14 protein-coding genes are annotated in these 16,042 nt (G+C 63.6%); 9 read left to right on the top strand and 5 right to left on the bottom strand.

The annotated features are described in order from the left end of the window. Positions 1–53: 53 nt before the first annotated feature. Both GD606_RS06915 and GD606_RS06910 read left to right on the top strand, forming a co-directional pair. Positions 54–560 (top strand): single-stranded DNA-binding protein, encoded by a 507-nt coding sequence (locus tag GD606_RS06915; RefSeq protein ID WP_163302283.1) that lies wholly within the window; start codon positions 54–56, stop codon positions 558–560. A 131-nt stretch (positions 561–691) separates the two neighbouring features. Next, positions 692–994, top strand: a complete 303-nt coding sequence (locus tag GD606_RS06910) for an RNA recognition motif domain-containing protein (RefSeq protein WP_163302284.1) — start codon at positions 692–694, stop codon at positions 992–994. A 158-nt stretch (positions 995–1,152) separates the two neighbouring features. On the opposite strand, the gene GD606_RS06905 is transcribed toward GD606_RS06910, so the two are convergent. The 3 genes from GD606_RS06905 to GD606_RS06895 are packed head-to-tail and all read right to left on the bottom strand — an operon-like array spanning position 1,153 to position 4,643. Next, positions 1,153–2,076, bottom strand: coding sequence for a CoB--CoM heterodisulfide reductase iron-sulfur subunit B family protein (locus GD606_RS06905; protein WP_163302285.1), 924 nt, complete (start codon positions 2,074–2,076; stop codon positions 1,153–1,155). A 32-nt stretch (positions 2,077–2,108) separates the two neighbouring features. Next, entirely contained in the window at positions 2,109–2,621 is a 513-nt protein-coding gene (locus GD606_RS06900) for a 4Fe-4S dicluster domain-containing protein (protein WP_163302286.1), read from the bottom strand. 12 nt (positions 2,622–2,633) lie between these two features. Then, positions 2,634–4,643, bottom strand: coding sequence for a CoB--CoM heterodisulfide reductase iron-sulfur subunit A family protein (locus tag GD606_RS06895; RefSeq protein ID WP_163302287.1), 2,010 nt, complete (start codon positions 4,641–4,643; stop codon positions 2,634–2,636). Between the two features lie 236 nt (positions 4,644–4,879). Here GD606_RS06895 and GD606_RS06890 point away from each other — a divergent pair, with 236 nt between their 5' ends. The 5 genes from GD606_RS06890 (at position 4,880) to GD606_RS06870 (ending at position 10,394) form a co-directional block, all read left to right on the top strand. Continuing rightward, positions 4,880–5,275, top strand: a complete 396-nt coding sequence (locus GD606_RS06890) for a hypothetical protein (protein ID WP_163302288.1) — start codon at positions 4,880–4,882, stop codon at positions 5,273–5,275. Positions 5,276–5,400: 125 nt separating this feature from the next. After that, positions 5,401–6,240: a 16S rRNA (cytidine(1402)-2'-O)-methyltransferase gene (rsmI, locus tag GD606_RS06885; protein ID WP_170304575.1), complete on the top strand. Its 840-nt coding sequence runs from the start codon at positions 5,401–5,403 to the stop codon at positions 6,238–6,240. Between the two features lie 121 nt (positions 6,241–6,361). After that, positions 6,362–6,730, top strand: coding sequence for an Hpt domain-containing protein (locus tag GD606_RS06880; RefSeq protein ID WP_163302290.1), 369 nt, complete (start codon positions 6,362–6,364; stop codon positions 6,728–6,730). Positions 6,731–7,108: 378 nt separating this feature from the next. Then, positions 7,109–8,644, top strand: coding sequence for a S8 family peptidase (locus GD606_RS06875; protein WP_163302291.1), 1,536 nt, complete (start codon positions 7,109–7,111; stop codon positions 8,642–8,644). Positions 8,645–8,897: 253 nt separating this feature from the next. Next, positions 8,898–10,394 (top strand): S8 family peptidase, encoded by a 1,497-nt coding sequence (locus tag GD606_RS06870; RefSeq protein ID WP_163302292.1) that lies wholly within the window; start codon positions 8,898–8,900, stop codon positions 10,392–10,394. A gap of 78 nt (positions 10,395–10,472) precedes the next feature. Here GD606_RS06870 and GD606_RS06865 read toward each other — a convergent pair whose 3' ends face one another. Beyond that, a complete protein-coding gene (locus GD606_RS06865) occupies positions 10,473–12,284 on the bottom strand; it encodes a carbon starvation CstA family protein (protein WP_163302293.1) in 1,812 nt (603 codons plus the stop codon). 283 nt (positions 12,285–12,567) lie between these two features. Then, a complete protein-coding gene (locus tag GD606_RS06860; protein ID WP_163302294.1) occupies positions 12,568–14,829 on the bottom strand; it encodes a cation:dicarboxylate symporter family transporter in 2,262 nt (753 codons plus the stop codon). A gap of 346 nt (positions 14,830–15,175) precedes the next feature. On the opposite strand from GD606_RS06860, the gene GD606_RS06855 reads away from it, so the two are divergent. Both GD606_RS06855 and GD606_RS06850 read left to right on the top strand, forming a co-directional pair. Beyond that, the gene (locus GD606_RS06855; protein ID WP_163302295.1) at positions 15,176–15,463 is read left to right on the top strand and encodes a type II toxin-antitoxin system RelE family toxin; all 288 of its coding nucleotides are present in this window, start codon (positions 15,176–15,178) and stop codon (positions 15,461–15,463) included. Then, the gene (locus tag GD606_RS06850; RefSeq protein ID WP_163302296.1) at positions 15,432–15,764 is read left to right on the top strand and encodes a helix-turn-helix domain-containing protein; all 333 of its coding nucleotides are present in this window, start codon (positions 15,432–15,434) and stop codon (positions 15,762–15,764) included. Before GD606_RS06855 ends, GD606_RS06850 begins: the two co-directional genes overlap by 32 nt. The last annotated feature ends 278 nt before the right edge of the window (positions 15,765–16,042 follow it).

The following is a 16,042-nucleotide window of genomic DNA, read 5'->3' as shown; positions in this document are numbered from 1 at the left end:
TCGTTTCTATTCTTGTTTAAATTACATCCTATTTGTTGCCCGGAGGAATCGGCATGGCCGGAAGTCTGAATAAAGTGATTCTTATTGGCCGCCTCGGCCAGGACCCAAAACTGACCTACCTCCCCTCGGGCAGCCCCGTGGCCAACTTCAATCTGGCCACGGATGAATCCTATCGTGATCGCGATGGGAACAAGGTGGAAAAGACTGAATGGCATCGAGTGGCCGTATACGGCCGCTCTGCGGAATTTTGCGGCAACTATCTGTCCAAGGGTCGGTTGGTGTACATCGAAGGGGCGCTACGCACCCGGAAATGGCAGGGCCAGGACGGACAGGACCGCTACACGACCGAGGTCGTGGTTACGAGCCCCGGTCACACGGTACAGGGGTTGGACCGCGCCCAAACCGCCGACGCGCCTCCGGGCGAGTACGGCGGCCAGCCGCGTCAGGAGCGGCAAGGGGAGGGTGGCCGACAGGCCACGCGCCCCGCGCCCCGTCGGGACGACGATCTCGGCCCGGCCTTCCCGTCCGAGGCCTCCGGTATGGACGACGTTCCCTTTTAGGCCCGCGGGAGGGCATGTCCCCAGAACCCGCAAGTAACCCAATGACATGATTCTTGTCGAATCTTGGACCATGGTACGATCCTGGCTCCAAATCCCATGAGAAGCATGCGAAAACCGAAGGAGTCACACCCATGTCCAAGAAGCTGTATGTCGGAAATCTGCCTTTTACCTGCTCTGAAGACGATGTTCGCGACCATTTCTCCCCTTACGGCGAAGTTATCTCCGTCAGCCTCATCAGCGACCGCGAGACCGGCCGCGCCCGTGGCTTCGGCTTTGTTGAGATGGATGACCAGGGCGCCTCTTCGGCCGTCGAGGCCCTTGACGGCAAGCCCTTCCAGGGCCGCAACCTGCGGGTCAACGAGGCCCAGGAGCGCGCTCCGCGCCGTCCCGGCGGCGGCGGTGGCGACGGCCGTCCGCCCCGTCGTTCTTGGTAGTATGGGATGACTCTGACCGGTGACGGTCGGATGGTTTCAGCTCGTGCTTCGCGGGGGATCGGTTGCGGCCGGTCCCCCGTTTTTTCGGCGAATGCGAGGCGGCCTGAACGGCGGAGGGCCTCATGGGCAGGCGAATCCGATGATGTTGGGCGGATAGGTCATGAGTGTTCCTCCTCCTTGACCTTGCGGGTTTCGCTCTGGATCTCGGCGATGACGGCGTCGCGGGGGGTGACGCTTATGGCCGCGACGTTGGCCGGGTCGAATCCCATGGCCAGGGCCAGCAGCTGGGTGTAGTAGAAGACCGGTATTTCAAAATCGATTTCGCCGCGCTCCTTGAGGGTCTTCTGCGACATGTCGAACTGCAGAAAGCAGGAGGAGCAGGTGGTGGCGATGCAGTCTGGATCGAGCTCTTCCTTGATGGACAAAATCTTGGTCTTGAACAGTTCCAGGGATTTTTCAACGTCCGTGGAGCGCATGCCGCCCATGCCGCAGCAGGCCTCCAGGCGCGAATAGTGCGGCGCGGAGGCACCCAGCGCCTCGACCAACTCTTTAAGCTGGGTGGGGAAAAACGAGTTTTTTTCCTTCACATGGTAGACGTCCGACGGCCACAGGATGTGGCAGCCGGGCTGCACCGCAATCGTCATGCCGTCCAGGCTGTACTTCAGGCTTTCCTTGATTTTCTCCACTCCCACCGTGTCATGCAGGACATGGGAGATGTGGTAGATGTCGCTTGTGCCCCTAAACTCGCGATTGATGGCCCCAAGCTTTTCGTTGACGATCTTTTTGCGGGAGGCGTCGGCCTCGATGAAGTGCTTGGCCTCGCTGAGGACGCCGAAGCAACTGTTGCAGCCGGTCATGATCGGCACGCCGAGATCCTCGGCGATGGTGATGTTGCGGCCGGAGACCGTGCACCAGGTGGTCAGGTCGAAGGACGGGGCCGTGCCCCAGGCCGGACAGCAGCCCGCGCCGGGGAGGTCCGTGACCTCGATGCCCAGCGCCGGAAAGACCTTGCGGAAGGACTGTTCGATGTCCGGCGCTTTGAACGGGATGTTGCATCCCAGATAGAGTCCGTATTTTTCCATTGCCACATCTCCTTCTGGCAGTGTCGCGTTGGCTAGAACAGGCCCAGTTCGCCCATGGGGCTGTCGTCGAGCAGGGTCTGGATTTCCTTCTGGGCCTTCTCGTCATAGGCCGAGGTGGGTGCCTTGGCGGGCAGGCCCACCTTTTCGCGCAGTGGCCCGGCCTCGGTGAACACGGCGTGGCCCGTGCCGTAGAGGTTCATCTGGCTGGTGGTGGCGGAGGAGGAAAAGGCCAGCTCGCTGGCCTGATAGCGGCGATAGGCAAAGACCACTTCCTGGGGCCGCACGCCCTGGGGACAGACCTCGGTACACCGGTTGCAGGCCTGGCAGCCCCAGGTGGAGGTCTCCTCCACCAGCTCCTCGAACTGTCCTTCCAGGAGCTTTTTGATGAGCATGCGGCACAGGACCGGAAATCCGGCCTTGACCCCGGGACACACGGCGGAACACGCCCCGCACTGGACGCATTTGAGGACGCCCGTGCCGCCGAGATCCATGATCCGCCTGACGGAATCCTTTATCTTTTCGCTGTCGAGAATGATTGCGGGCATGAAACTCCCTCCTTAGGCGGTCAGGGCCGCGATTTGGGCAAATATCTGGCCTTCCTCGTAGCCGTGCAGCACGATGGCCGCCGAGGGACAGGCCGCCGTGCACACGCCGCAGCCCTTGCACTGGGTGATGTCGATGGTCGCCCGGGGCTTTTCGGCGTGAAGCTTGAGGCTGATGGCATTGTAGGGACACAGGGGCACGCAGATGCCGCAGCCGCTGCACTTTTCGGTCTGCACCTCGGAGATGGTGGGCTCGATTTTCACCCGGCCCTGGCACAGCGGCACGGCTGCGGCTGCGGCCGCGCCCTTGGCCTGGGACACGGTGTCCGGGATGTCTTTGGGGCCCTGGCAGCACCCGGCCAGGAAGATGCCCTCGGTGGCGGTCTCGACAGGCCCCAGCTTGGGATGCAGTTCCTTGAAGAAGCCTGAGCCGCAGAACTGCAGCCCCAGGGTCTGGGCCAGCTTCTTGGTGGCGGGCGGCAGCTCCATGGCCGTGGCCAGGATCACCAGGTCGGACTCGTATTCCACGGGGGAACCGGCATCCAGGTCGTAGGCCAGAACCCGCAGGTTGTCGCCGGGAAGCACTTCCAGGCCGCCCACCTTGCCGCGCAGGATGTTGATGCCCATGCGGCGCGCGCCGGTGTAGTATTCGTCGTAGTCCTTGCCCGGAGAACGCACGTCGATGAAGTGCATGTAGATGTTTAGGTCCGGATATTTCTCCTTGATGAGCCGGGCCTGCTTGATCATGTACATGCAGCACACCCGCGAACAGTAGGTGTGGTGTTTTTCGTCGCGCGATCCCACGCAGGACACGAAGGTCAGGGTGTGGGGCTTTTGGTTGTCGGAAGGGCGCAGGAGCTTGCCGCCGGTGGGGCCGGTGGCCGAGATCAGGCGCTCCATCTGCAGCGCCGTGATGACGTTTTTGTTGTCCGGGGCCATCTCCTTGAACCAGCCCTTGTCCATGACCTGGAAACCGGTGGCCACCACGATGGTCCCGACCTTGATCTCCTTGATCTCTCCCGCCGGATCCCACTTCAGGGTGCGGTTGATGGCGTCGGCCGGGCAGGCCTTTTCGCAGGGGGCCAGGATGGGCTTGCCGGTTTTTTCGCTGATCTTGGGCTCGGTTCCGATCGCACGGCCGCCGCAGCTCTTGCAGTGGGCCATGTCCACCACGGCCTTTTTGGGCACGGCCTGGGGGAAATGGATGTAGGCGGCCCTGCGGTTGGACAGGCCCATGTTGAACTCGTCGGGCACTTTCGAGGGGCACTTTTCGGCGCAGGCCCCGCAGCCGGTGCACTTGGCCCAGTCGACGTAGGCCTGCTTGCGGCGGACCTTCACGTTGAAGTTGCCGATGTAGCCGTCCACGTCCTCGACCTCGGAATAGGTCAGAAGCTCGAGGTTGGGATGGTTTCCGGCCTCGACCATGACCGGGGTCAGGATGCAGGCCGAACAGTCGTTGGTGGGGAAGGTCTTGTCCAGCATGGCCATGACCCCGCCGATGGAGGGCTCTTTCTCGACCAGGTAGGTCGTAAAGCCCATCTTGGCCAGCTCCAGGGCCGAGAAGATGCCGGCCACGCCGCCGCCGATGACCAGGGCGGCCTTGGTCACGTCCACGTACTTGTCTTCCAGGGGACGCAGCTTGGCGGCCTTGCCTACGGCGCTGGCCACCAGCCTCTTGGCCTTTTGGGTTGCGCCCTCGGGATTCTGGGCATGCACCCAGGAATCCTGGTCGCGGATGTTGGCCATCTCGAAGAGATATTTGTTGAGCCCTCCGGCCGAAAGAGCGCCCCGGAAGATGGGCTCGTGGGTGCGCGGGGTGCAGGCGGCCACCACGACCTTGTCCACCAGGCCGTCGCGGATGTCCTGCTTGATCATTTCCTGGCCCGAGTCCGAACACATGAACAGCTCCTTGCGGGCCACGGCCACGTCCGGCAGGGTCTCGGCAAAGGTCCGAACGGCCTCAACGTCGATGACCCCGGCGATGTTCGAACCGCAATGGCACACGTAAACGCCGACTTTCGCCATGTCTTCCTCCTTGCACGTTTCAAAATACATCTTCAGCGTGGACCCCGTTCCCGTCGCAACGGGGCCAAGGCCCGTACGCCAAATGTCCGTGGCTTTTCATCCCGCCCAATCAGTCGAAGGCCTTTCCCTGGCGTGAGGCCCTTCCTCTTTCCCCCTTGCCAGGGCCGCGTCCCGGAGCGCGAGCCTGTTTCACACGCGAAGCGTGAACCGGTGCAACAGGCGCGTCATGGGGTGAAATGCGCTGCTATCTCCTTAAAATTTATATTCATTTCGAAGAAGCGGTCACATCGAAAATGTCGGCGGAGGACGGCGCATGGCTGATCCTGGCTGAACTGGCTGATGCCGATGGTTTCGATAAATGTATACAAGTAATTCTACAATTTCAAAACACGTATCTGTCGTGGCAAAGAGGCCGGGCACATCGCGCATCAATCAAGAAAAATACAGAGTGGCACGGTAAATACACAGGAAAGACTCATCAGTCAGCCTTGATCTTTTTTTCACGAAAACCAAGGGCCGGAGGCCTTTGGGGAAGCGGGCAGTCCCTTCAGGGAACCATGTGGCTCGACGTTCTGAAGGGGCCGGGGTGCATGTCTGCGCAGCGCGGACAGTCCCTGAGAGCGGAATGGTAAAGCCCAGGGGGAACGGCCTCGGCTGAATGAAATCCGCAGGCTTGCCAGGAGGCCGACGGGCCAGGCGTCCCGCTTCCCGTTCAGACGGCGGCATGGTATGCAAGCGGGCCGATGCGGGAGGGCATGTGCACGCGGACGCGACAGGACGACTTTTTGTGGTGGCCACGCCCCTTGGCGACGTGGCCGACCTTTCCCCCCGGGCCGCCCGGGTGCTGGCCGAGGCGGATGTGGTGCTGGCCGAGGACACCCGGCGCACGGGGCTTCTCTTCAAGCGTCTGGGGCTCGCCGCCAAGGGCTTTTCGAGCCTGCACGACCACAACGAACAGGCCCGCCTGGACCAGGTGCTGGGGCTCTTGGCCCAGGGGCTGACCCTGGCCCTGGTGTCCGACGCCGGGACGCCGCTCCTGTCCGACCCGGGCTACCGCCTGGTGCGGGCCTGCCGCGAGGCGGGGCATGCCGTGTCCCCGGTTCCCGGTCCCTCGGCCGTGACCGCAGCCCTGAGCGCCGCCGGACTGCCGCCCTATCCTTTCACCTTCCTTGGGTTTTTGCCCCGCAAGACCTCCGACATCCGCCGTCTTTTCGAAAAGCACGCCCAGACCGGGGCCACATTGGTCTTTTTCGAGCGCAAAACCCGTCTGGGCAAGACCCTGGCGGCGGCCTTCTCCGCCCTGGGCGAGCGGGAATGCGTGGTGGCCCGGGAGATGACCAAGACCTTCGAGGAGTTTTTGCCCGGGCGGCTGTCGGATCTGGCGGCGGCCCCGCCGGAGGTCTTGGGGGAACTCACGGTCGTGGTGGGACCGGCCATGGACGACGGCCAGCCCACGCCCGCAGACGAGGTGCGCCGCGTGGCGGCCGAGGTGGCCCGGGAGGGACTGCGGCCGAAGGAGACGGCCCGGCGCGTGGCGGCCCGGGTGCGCGGCTGGAGCGCCGCCCAGGTTTACGATCTGCTGCTTGTTTCTAAGTGATGCGCCGCGTGCCCTGCTTGTGCAACACGAGGGCACAGGATATGCGATATGGAAAGATATCCGTCCGGCTATGGCCGGACTGCCGGGGATACCGGAGGGATATGGGAGGGGGACTGCCGATATGATTCATGAAGGGAAGAACCTGATCAATCTGTCCAGAATGCTGGAACGGTTTGACCATGACCGGGAGCTTGTGGACGAGGTCGTGGCCGTGTTTGTCTCGGAGACCCCGGAACGGGTACGGCGGCTGGCCGATGCGGCGAAGCAGGGCGACATGGAGCAGCTTGTGCGGCTGGCCCATTCCCTCAAAGGGGTGTGCGGCACCATGCATGCCGAACCGCTTCGGGAGCTGTCTTACCAGGTGGAGATGGCCGCCCGGGCGGGGGATGCGCAGGTCGCAGGCGAACTCATCCCGCAGCTTCTGGCCATGCTTGGGGAGCTCTCGCACTATCTGGAGACGGCGGCGGCCGGGGATCTGCCCTCGGGCTGAACCGCCCCCGGGCTGTGGGCCAGGGGACTTTGCGGCCTTCCTGCGGAGACGGCGGAGCACGCGCAGGGTGCGTGGCGTCCCTGAGGCGGGGCGCATCTTCGAAAGCCGGGGAGGGGAAATGGACGGTTGGCTGGTGCAGGGGCGCTGGCTTTTTTTTTGCCGTTGTGCAAGGGGATGAAAACGCATCCCCTGCCGTTGCTCTACGCAATGGACGCGTGCTGCAAGCGATGATAGACGAGGGGTAAGGACGGCGGCGTCAGTGGCGTGGGTGGGAAGGGAAGGTTCGCCCGTGTCCGACTCTTGTTTGACGAATTGGAATGTCTATCCGAGTGTTTTGAGACAATGGGCCACGTGTTCATGAAAGCAAAAGGAGAGCACATGAGAGTTCATTCCCCCAGGCGTTTTTGCCTCGTTTTATCCGTGGTGGTCTTTTTGCTGTCTGTCTCCCTGTCTTCCGGAGTCGGCAGGGCTGCGGAAACAGATGCCGGTATTCTGGCGTCCGTCGGGGCGAACGCAAAACTGGTTTCTTCCGGCAACGCCCTGGCGGCATTCAAGAACGGCCAGGAGACGGCCCGGTTTATTGTCATGCTGGCCGAACCGGCCACCACGAAAAAGGGAGTCGCCCTGGACTCCGAGGCGGGCAAATCCGCGCGCCGTAGCGAGGTGGCGGCGGTGCTGGACGGATTTTTAAACCGCAAAAAGGCTGCCGACACCGGGGACGTCACCCGGCGTTTCGACTATATGCCCGCCTTTGCAGCCACCCTGACCGCCGCCCAGTTGCAGGGCCTTTTGGCCGACGACGCCGTGGCCTTCGTGCGGCAGGACCGCATGAACAAGCCGCAGTTGCGCCAGGGCATCCCGCTTATGGGGGCCAGCGCCACCCGGTCTGAGTATTCCGGCCAGGGCGTGGCCGTGGCCATCGTCGATACGGGCGTGGACTACATGAACACCTATCTGGGGGCTGCTCCCCTGGCCTCCAACGCCAAGGTCATCGGCGGCTACGACACCGGCGAGGGCAAGGCCGATCCCATGGACACCGACGGCCACGGCACGGCCTGCGCGGGCATCGTGGCCGGAACCGTCGGCGATACGGGGGACTATATCGGCGGCGTGGCCCCGGACGCCAAGATCTACGCCTTAAAGATCACCGACGCCTCGGGACAGGGGCCGGATTCGGCCATCATCGCCGCCTGGGAGTGGTGCATCACCCACCAAAACGACAACGCCGACAATCCCATCCTGATCATCAACACCAGCTTCGGCGGAGAGCGTTACACCTCGAACTGCGACGGCACCCTGCCGGATTACGTGACCGTCGTGCAAAACGTCACCAACGCCGGGATCACCATCTTCGCCTCATCCGGCAACGAGGGCTACTGCGACGCCATGGGCTCCCCTGCCTGCCTGTCCGGAGTCCTTTCCGTGGGCGCGGTCTACGACGCAAATGTCGGAACTCAGAGCCCCTGCGTGGAGGCCGAGTGCTGCCTGACCAAGCATGCCAATCCGGACGATCCCAACTGCCCGTACAACATCGAGGAATCGAGCGCCGCCGACCAGGTGACGGGCTATTCGGACACGGCCTCGTTTCTGACGCTTTTTGCTCCGTCCACGCAGTGCTACACGCTGCAATGCTCGGCCAAGGGCTCGACCTTCAATACGGATTTCGGCGGCACCTCGGCCGCCTCGCCCTATGCCGCCGGGGCTGCCGCCGCCCTGCAAAACTCGGCGAAAGAGGAGCGCGGCGCCTTTCTGAGCCCGGCCCAGGTGAAGTCCTTGCTGGTGGGCACGGGCAAGCTCATCACCGACACCAAGGCGGCTGTCACCAAGCCCCGGGTGAACCTCCAGGCGGCCATCGGGCGTATGCTCGGAGCGGGTGTTGTGGCCCCGCAAAGCTTGTTGCTTCAGGACGAATAGGCAGCATCCGGACTGCCGAAGCAAAACCGGCCGGGAGGAGGCATCCTCCCGGCCGGTGGTGCGGGCGGGGGGGGCTCAGTGTTGTGTTGCCGGAATGTGGGCATCCACTGTTAAATATAAATATTTTAAATAGTTGCTGTTTTTGATGATGCTGGCGTTTTCCGCCTGGGAAGCAGCATGAGACGTATGAAAACAGTGAATGACACTGGAGACAAGAATGCAATGGAAAATCGCTTCCCGATCGGCGCATTGGATGTTTTTTCTGATCATCACCATGTTTCTTTTTTCGGCCTCCGGGGCGGCCGCCCTGGAGCCGGGCGGCATCCTGGCCGGGATCGGGCAGAACGCGAAGCTGTTGTCGCCAAAGGAGGCTCTGGAACCGTTTGCGTCGGGGCTTGAAACGGGCCGGTTCATCGTCATGCTGGCCGAACCGGCGGACGCGAAAAAAGGGGCCGCCCTGGACTCCGAGGCGGCCACAGCCGCGCGCCGGGCCGAGGTCGCCGCTACCCTGGACGCCTTTTTCTCCCGCAAAAAGTCCGCTGACACAGGGGACGTCACCCGGCGTTTCGAGTACATGCCCGCCTTTGCCGCCACGTTGACAGCCGCCCAGTTGCAGGGCCTTTTGGCCGACGACGCCGTGGCCTTCGTGCGACAGGACCGCACGAACCTCCCGCACCTGCGCCAGGGCATCCCGCTTATGGGCGCCAGCGCCACCCGGTCCCAGTATTCCGGGGCGGGGGTGGCCGTGGCCATCTGCGACACCGGCGTGGACTACATGAACCCCTACCTGGGAGGCGCGGTCCTGGGCTCCAACACCAAGGTCATCGGCGGCTACGATTTCGGAGAGGCAAAGGCCGATCCCATGGACGCCGACGGGCATGGCACGTCCTGCGCGGGCATCGTGGCCGGAACCATCGGCGATAATGGCGACTACATCGGCGGCGTGGCCCCGGACGCCAAGATCTACGCCCTGAAAATCTCCGGCCCCTCGGGTTCGGCCACAGACTCGGCCATCATCGCCGCCTGGGAATGGTGCATCACCCACAAAAACGACAACGCCGCGAACCCCATCAAGATCATCAGCATCAGCTTCGGGGGAGGCCAGTACACCACGAACTGCAACGCCAGCCTTCCCGACTACGCCACAGCCGTGACCAATGTCACAAACGCCGGCATCACCATCTTCGCCTCGTCAGGCAACGACGGCTATTGCGATGGCATAGGCTCGCCTGCCTGCCAGTCCGGGATCATCTCTGTGGGAGCGGTCTATGACGCCAATTTCGGCAACTACACCCCCTGCGTGTCGCCCCTGTGCTGCATCACGGGCAAGATCGCCGACGCGGGCTGCACCTCCACCGGATACTACATCAACGACGCCTCCGCCGCCGACAAGGTCACCGGCTATTCCAATGCGGCGTCGTTTCTGACGCTCATGGCCCCGTCCAACCAGTGCAACACCCTGCAATGTTCGGCCAAGGGCTCGTGGTTCAATCCGACGTTTGGCGGCACCTCGGCGGCCTGCCCGTATGCGGCAGGGGCGGCGGCGGCCCTGCAAAGCGCGGCCAAGGCCAGGACCGGCGCCTTTTTGTCCCCGGCCCAGGTGAAGTCCCTGCTGGTGGGCACGGGGAAGCTCATCACCGACACCAAGGTGGCCGTCACCAAGCCCCGGGTGGACCTTCAGGCGGCCATTGGCCGTATGCTCGGAGCGGGTGTCGTGGCCCCGCAAAGCTTGTTGCTTCAGGACGAATAGGCAGCATCCGGACTGCCGCAGCAAAAACGGCCGGGAGGAGACATCCTTCCGGCCGTTGGCTTATGGGGCGGGAAATGGTCAGTCGGGAACGACCGCCAGCACCGTGTCCCCGTGGGGGTCGGTCACCGGGCGGCCGGTCCTGAGAAGCTCCACCCAGCGGCGCACGGCCAGGGCCATGACCACGGCCATGAGGATCATGACCGTGATCCCCAGGACGGCCAGCAGGTAGCGGCCCTTGGGCAGGAAGTTGCCGAGGATGCTCTGGTAGCCGGCCACCATGGTGGTCACGGCCATGAAAAGCCCGGGCACGGCCGTGGACCAGGCGTAGCGGGCCCGGCCCAGGCGGATGAGCATGGTTGTGCCGATGATCAGCCCGCAGGCGGCCAGGAGTTGGTTGGACATGCCGAAAAGAGGCCAGATGGTGCTGATGTCGCCGGTGTAGACCAGGTATCCCCAGGCCAGGGTGAAGATCGCGCCGCTTATGACGATGCCCGGCCACCATTTTTCCCGGCCGAACTGCGGCCAGACCCGCGACAACATCTCCTGCACGAAAAACCGGCCCACCCGGGTGCCCGTGTCCACGGCCGTCAGGATGAACACGGCCTCGAACATGATGGCGAAGTGGTACCAGTAGGCGTCGAGTTCGGTCATAAACGGCAGGGAGGCGAAGATGTAGGCCATGCCCACGGCCAGGGACACGGCCCCGCCCGTGCGCCCGTGGAGCTTTTCGCCCACGGCCCGGGACAGTTCGTCCAGGTCGACCGTCGTCAGCCCCATGTTGGCGAAGACCTCCGGGGACGCGTTGATGGCGAAATAGTCCGCCGGGACCAGCACGCAGGCCGCAATGAGCGCCATGATCGCCACCAGCCCCTCCACCAGCATGGCCCCGTAGCCCACGAACAGGATGTCCCGTTCGTTGCCGATCATTTTGGGCGTGGTGCCCGTGCCGATGATGGCGTGGAACCCCGACAGCGCCCCACAGGCGATGGTGATGAACACAAAGGGGTAGACCGCGCCCGGGATGATGGGGCCGCCGCCGTGGATGAAAGGCGTCAGGGCGGGCATGGACAGGTCGGGGCGCACCCACAGGATGCCCAGGGCCAGAAGCCCGATGGTGCCGATTTTGAGGTACGTGGACAGGTAGTCGCGTGGACACAGCAAAAGCCACACCGGCAGGGTCGAGGCCACGAGGCCGTAAGCCGGGATGAGGATGGACAGTTCCTTGCGGGAATAGGTGAACCACGCGGACAGGACCGGGTGCGAGGCCACGTAGGGACCGACCAGGATGGTCGCAAAGAGCAGGGCCACGCCCAAAAGGCTGGCCCCGCGCACGTCGCCGCGCCGCCAGACGTGCAGGTACAGCCCCATGAGGATGGCGATGGGGATGGTGGCCGCGACGGTGAAGGCCCCCCAGGGGCTGTCGTGCATGGCCCCGACCACGGCCAGGCTTAAGCCCGCCAGGGTCAGGATCAGGATGAACAGCACGGCCACGGCGGCCGCCCTGCCGGCGAAGGTTCCGATCTCCAGGCGGGCGATGCGGCCCAGGCTTTTGCCCTTGTGGCGCACGGAGCAGAACAGCACCACCATGTCATGCACCCCCCCGGCCAGGACGCAGCCGATGAGGATCCACAGGGCCCCGGGCAGATAGCCGTACTGGGCGGCCAGAACCGGCCCCAGAAGGGGGCCTGCCGCGGCGATGGCCGCGAAGTGGTGCCCAAAGAGCACATAGCGGTCGGTTTTCACGTAGTCCACGCCGTCGCCCATGGCCACGGCCGGGGTGGGGCGGCCGGGGTCCAGGCGCAGCATGCGGCGGGCCAGGGTCAGCCCGTAGAACCGGTAGCCGATGGCGAACAGGCACAGGGCGGCAAAAACCAGGGTGAAGGCGTTCATGGGGGTTTCCTGAAAGAGGGTTCACTGCCGGGGGCGCGCCGCCAAGGATGAAAAACCTTGATTTCTTGGGCTTTTTTTCGGGAAAAGGCAAGGGGGAGCATTGGGAGGGCGACAGGCTCAAGGCAAAGGCGAGGAACCGGCCAATCTGTTGCAAAACGGCCTTTGTGGGTATTAACCTTCGTCGTGAACACAACAAAGAGCCAGACAGACTGTTGATCGCAATCCGTACGCATGCAACGTACGGCTGGCCTTCCGTTCCATGTTGCATGATATGCGCCGGGCCTTATCCGGCAGGCTGCTCCACATCGCCGCAGGCCTCCGGCGCGGGCTTGGCCTTGTCCACCACCAGCGTCGCCACCCCGCATCCGAAGAGGGCCTGGACGCCGGATATGATCGGGTCCACGATGGAGACGGCGGCCATGCCCACCACCACCGCCGGTTCCAGCGGCAAGCCCAGGGGGCCACAGACGATGGCCAAAAGAAGGACATAGGACAGGCCGATGGTGCCGATGGCCGACACCACGCACAGAAGCGCCAGGAAGGCGATGGCGATATATTGCCCTGGCGTGAACGACACGCCAAAGGCCTGGCCCACGAAGACCGGGGTCAGGGCGAAAAACGCCGCGTAGGCGTAATGGCATACCAGCAGGGCGAAGGGGTAGGCGGCCGTGATCTGCGCACGGTCGATCTGGGGATAGTTCTTCAAGCGTTCCAGGCCGATGGGCATGGAAAGGACGCTGCTGCGGGTTGAAAAGGACAAAAGAAAGATGGGCCCGAAATCACGCCAGATGGCCGGGAGCGGAATCCCGAGGCGTATGCGGAGAAAGGCCAGGCTCAGCAGGCCGCCAGGAAGAAAGGCCAGGGTCAGGCACACCACCAGACGCAGGATGGCCAGCATGAGTTCGAGGCCGGTCGAGGCGATGAAGTCGAGGGACAGGGCGTAGAGGGCGAAGGGCAACAGGTAGAGGGACATGCGGATCATGGTCGTGAAGGACTCGAGGACGGTGTCCATGATGTCGATCAGGGTCGTCTTGGCCTGTTTTTTCCCTGCCGCCACCGCCACCCCGAAAAATATGGCCACGAAGAGCACGGCCAGATTCTCGTTGTTGACCATGGGGGCCAGCAGGTTGTCGGGAACGATGGTGTCCACCATATTCATAAGTTGATCGTACAGGCCGCCGTCGGGCTGCGCCGCCTGCATCCCTGTGTTCATGGAGGCCAAAAGCCCTTGCGCCTCCTTGGAGAAATCCGCCCCGGGCCTGCCCACGATGCCGATGCCGACGCCCAGAAGCGCCGAGACGAGCAGTAACAGCGGCGTCCACACCAGCAGGCGTTTTATAAGCCTGGCGTTGCCGCCGCAGGCCAAAAGCCGGTAGGTGCTGGTGACGATGGCCGCGACCATGATCGGCAACACGCACATGCGCCAGAATCCCATGTACAGCCCGGCCGGGCGGGAGAGGTAGGCGGCCAGAAACGGGAAATACAGGCCGGTCAGGCCGCCGAGCCCCATGGCCGCCAGCACCGTCCAGGGCGACAACAGCCAGTGCTGGGCGCAGGGCCGACGCACCACCGTCGCCCACAGGACGCCGAGCACCAGGATGTGCAGCAAGGCAACCAGGGCGACGTCCCGCATGGCCACGCTTTCGCCCTGCGGCGCGGGCTCGGCCACGGCCGGGACAGCCTCCTTCGGGGCCGGACCCGTCGGCCCCAGGTACTGGTCGACGATCTCCCCCAGCGTCGCCTTCGGCAAGGGACGGACTTCCAGGTAGTCATTGATCCAGCGCAGAAGGTCCGGCCTGCCCGGGCTGACCGCGATGGCGCAGGGATCGTCCAGGCTCGGGGCCAGGCGGTCGATCTTGTAGAGCAGCCCCGGGTCGGCCTGCACGGCGATCTCGAAGGCGGCCTCCCCGACCATGGCCAGGTCGGCCTGGCCCTCATAGGCCATGGCGATGGCGGCCTGGGGGGAGGCGGCGGACATGATCTCGGCGCTGGGGAAGAGCTCCCGGAGGACCGGCTCCAGGGCGGAGTGGGCCATGGTGGCGATGCGGAAGCCGGGTGCGTTGAACTGGCGCGCCACATCCTGCACCGACGCAAGGTCGGCGTCGTCGATGCGGTTTTGGGCCATGGCCAGCCGGTTGGCGATGAAAACGGCGTGGGAGAGGAAATACGGGCGGCTGAAGAACACCCGTTGCGCGCGGGCCACGTTTTTGGTCAGCTCGCTTAAGCCCATGTCCACGGTCGAGGCGGCCACGGCGTCCACAAGCCCGTCCCAGCCGCCGGGAATCCTGACGAATTCCGGCCGCACGCCGAGGGCCGCAACCATCTGACGGGCCAGGTCCACGTCAACGCCCGTCAGGCGTCCGTCCTTAACGAAGACGAAGGGCGGGGCCTGGGCCTCGATGACCCCGATTCGCAAGACCCCGGATTGCTGAATCTCCCGGATATCGCCCGGCATGGACGACGCATGCGGCCCGGCGCCGAGGCAGGGCAGCGCCAGGAGAACGATCAGGAATGACAGGCTGACGATCCGGGACACATGCCGCATATCCTGCTCCGGGGAAGACGTTATAGGGAATATTTTATCATATGCCCGTGCGGTTTTTGAGGCAAGGGCAGACGGCTGTCGGTATTGCGAACACATGCCATGGCCGAATGGGGGAGACGGTGATCCGGCCGATGCCGTGAAGCTCTCCGAGGGGAGGGCAGGACATGAGGCGATCTCTTCCAAACACGGTCAGCCTGTCTGCATATCGTTGATGACATCCGACTCCAAAAAGGAGGACGAATGATCCTTTGCCCCGGCAACCCCGTGAGTAGTTTCGTTCGTGGGACGTTGAGTTATGGTGGAGTGTTGAGCTTGACATGTTCTCAATAAATGAGAATATTGGCTCATGAAATGGACGGTTGTTTTTACCCAGAAGGCGGCCAAGCAGGCCAAAAAACTTCCAATGCGAATTGTCGAGGCACTGAACGCGCTACGCCGAAATATTGAAGAAACAGGTCCGCTCCAAACAGGCAGGCCCCATTTTGGAAAACTGAAAAATTGGCCCCGGGAGGCTTACCACTGCCACCTTAACAAGGGCCGTCCGACCTATGTGGTGGTCTGGGAGATCGAAAACAAATCAATTCGCGTGGTGGAGGTGACCTATGCTGGAACTCACGAAAACGCCCCGTACTGACGGGATGTGGGATATTCACGCCGTCGTTCCGGCGAACCGTGTCGAGGCCGTGGCCACGGCGATAGCGGAAGCGTCCGCAGCAGGCATCCCGGCCTCCGAGGTCTTGCCGAAGTCCACGCCGGGTTCGCTTTTGCGCGGCGCACGCACCCTCATGGGCATGACCCAGAAGCAGCTTGCGGAGGCCCTCGGGGTCACCGTCCCAAATCTCTCCGGGATGGAGAACGACAAGCGCCCCATCGGCAAGGCCATGGCCAAAAAGATCGGCGTCGCCCTGGACTTCTCCTACAAGGTCTTTCTGTAGCCTTCGGGCCGATCCGCCCCGGTCCACTCCCCGCGCATCCGCACCCGCCCGATTTCCTGCGACAACCGCACGCCTTCGCCCCATGGGAACACCCCCACGGGGCTTTTTTCTTTCCATGACCCCGGCGCCCCGGGCAGGGTCCGTCATCCCCGGCGAGGCGCGGGTTTTTGGTCCATTTTGTCCGACGCCGCGCGCCGATTACGAAAACGTAACCGGGCCGGTTTCGATATGGTCATTTTCGTTCCCGGCGCGTGGCAGCCGCCCCTGCTCCGGATCAA

The sequence above is a fragment of the Desulfolutivibrio sulfodismutans DSM 3696 genome, assembly GCF_013376455.1.
Classification (GTDB): Bacteria; Desulfobacterota; Desulfovibrionia; order Desulfovibrionales; family Desulfovibrionaceae; genus Desulfolutivibrio; species Desulfolutivibrio sulfodismutans.
The sequence above is the reverse complement of the archived record's forward strand: the minus strand, read 5'-3'. Positions and strand labels throughout refer to the sequence as shown.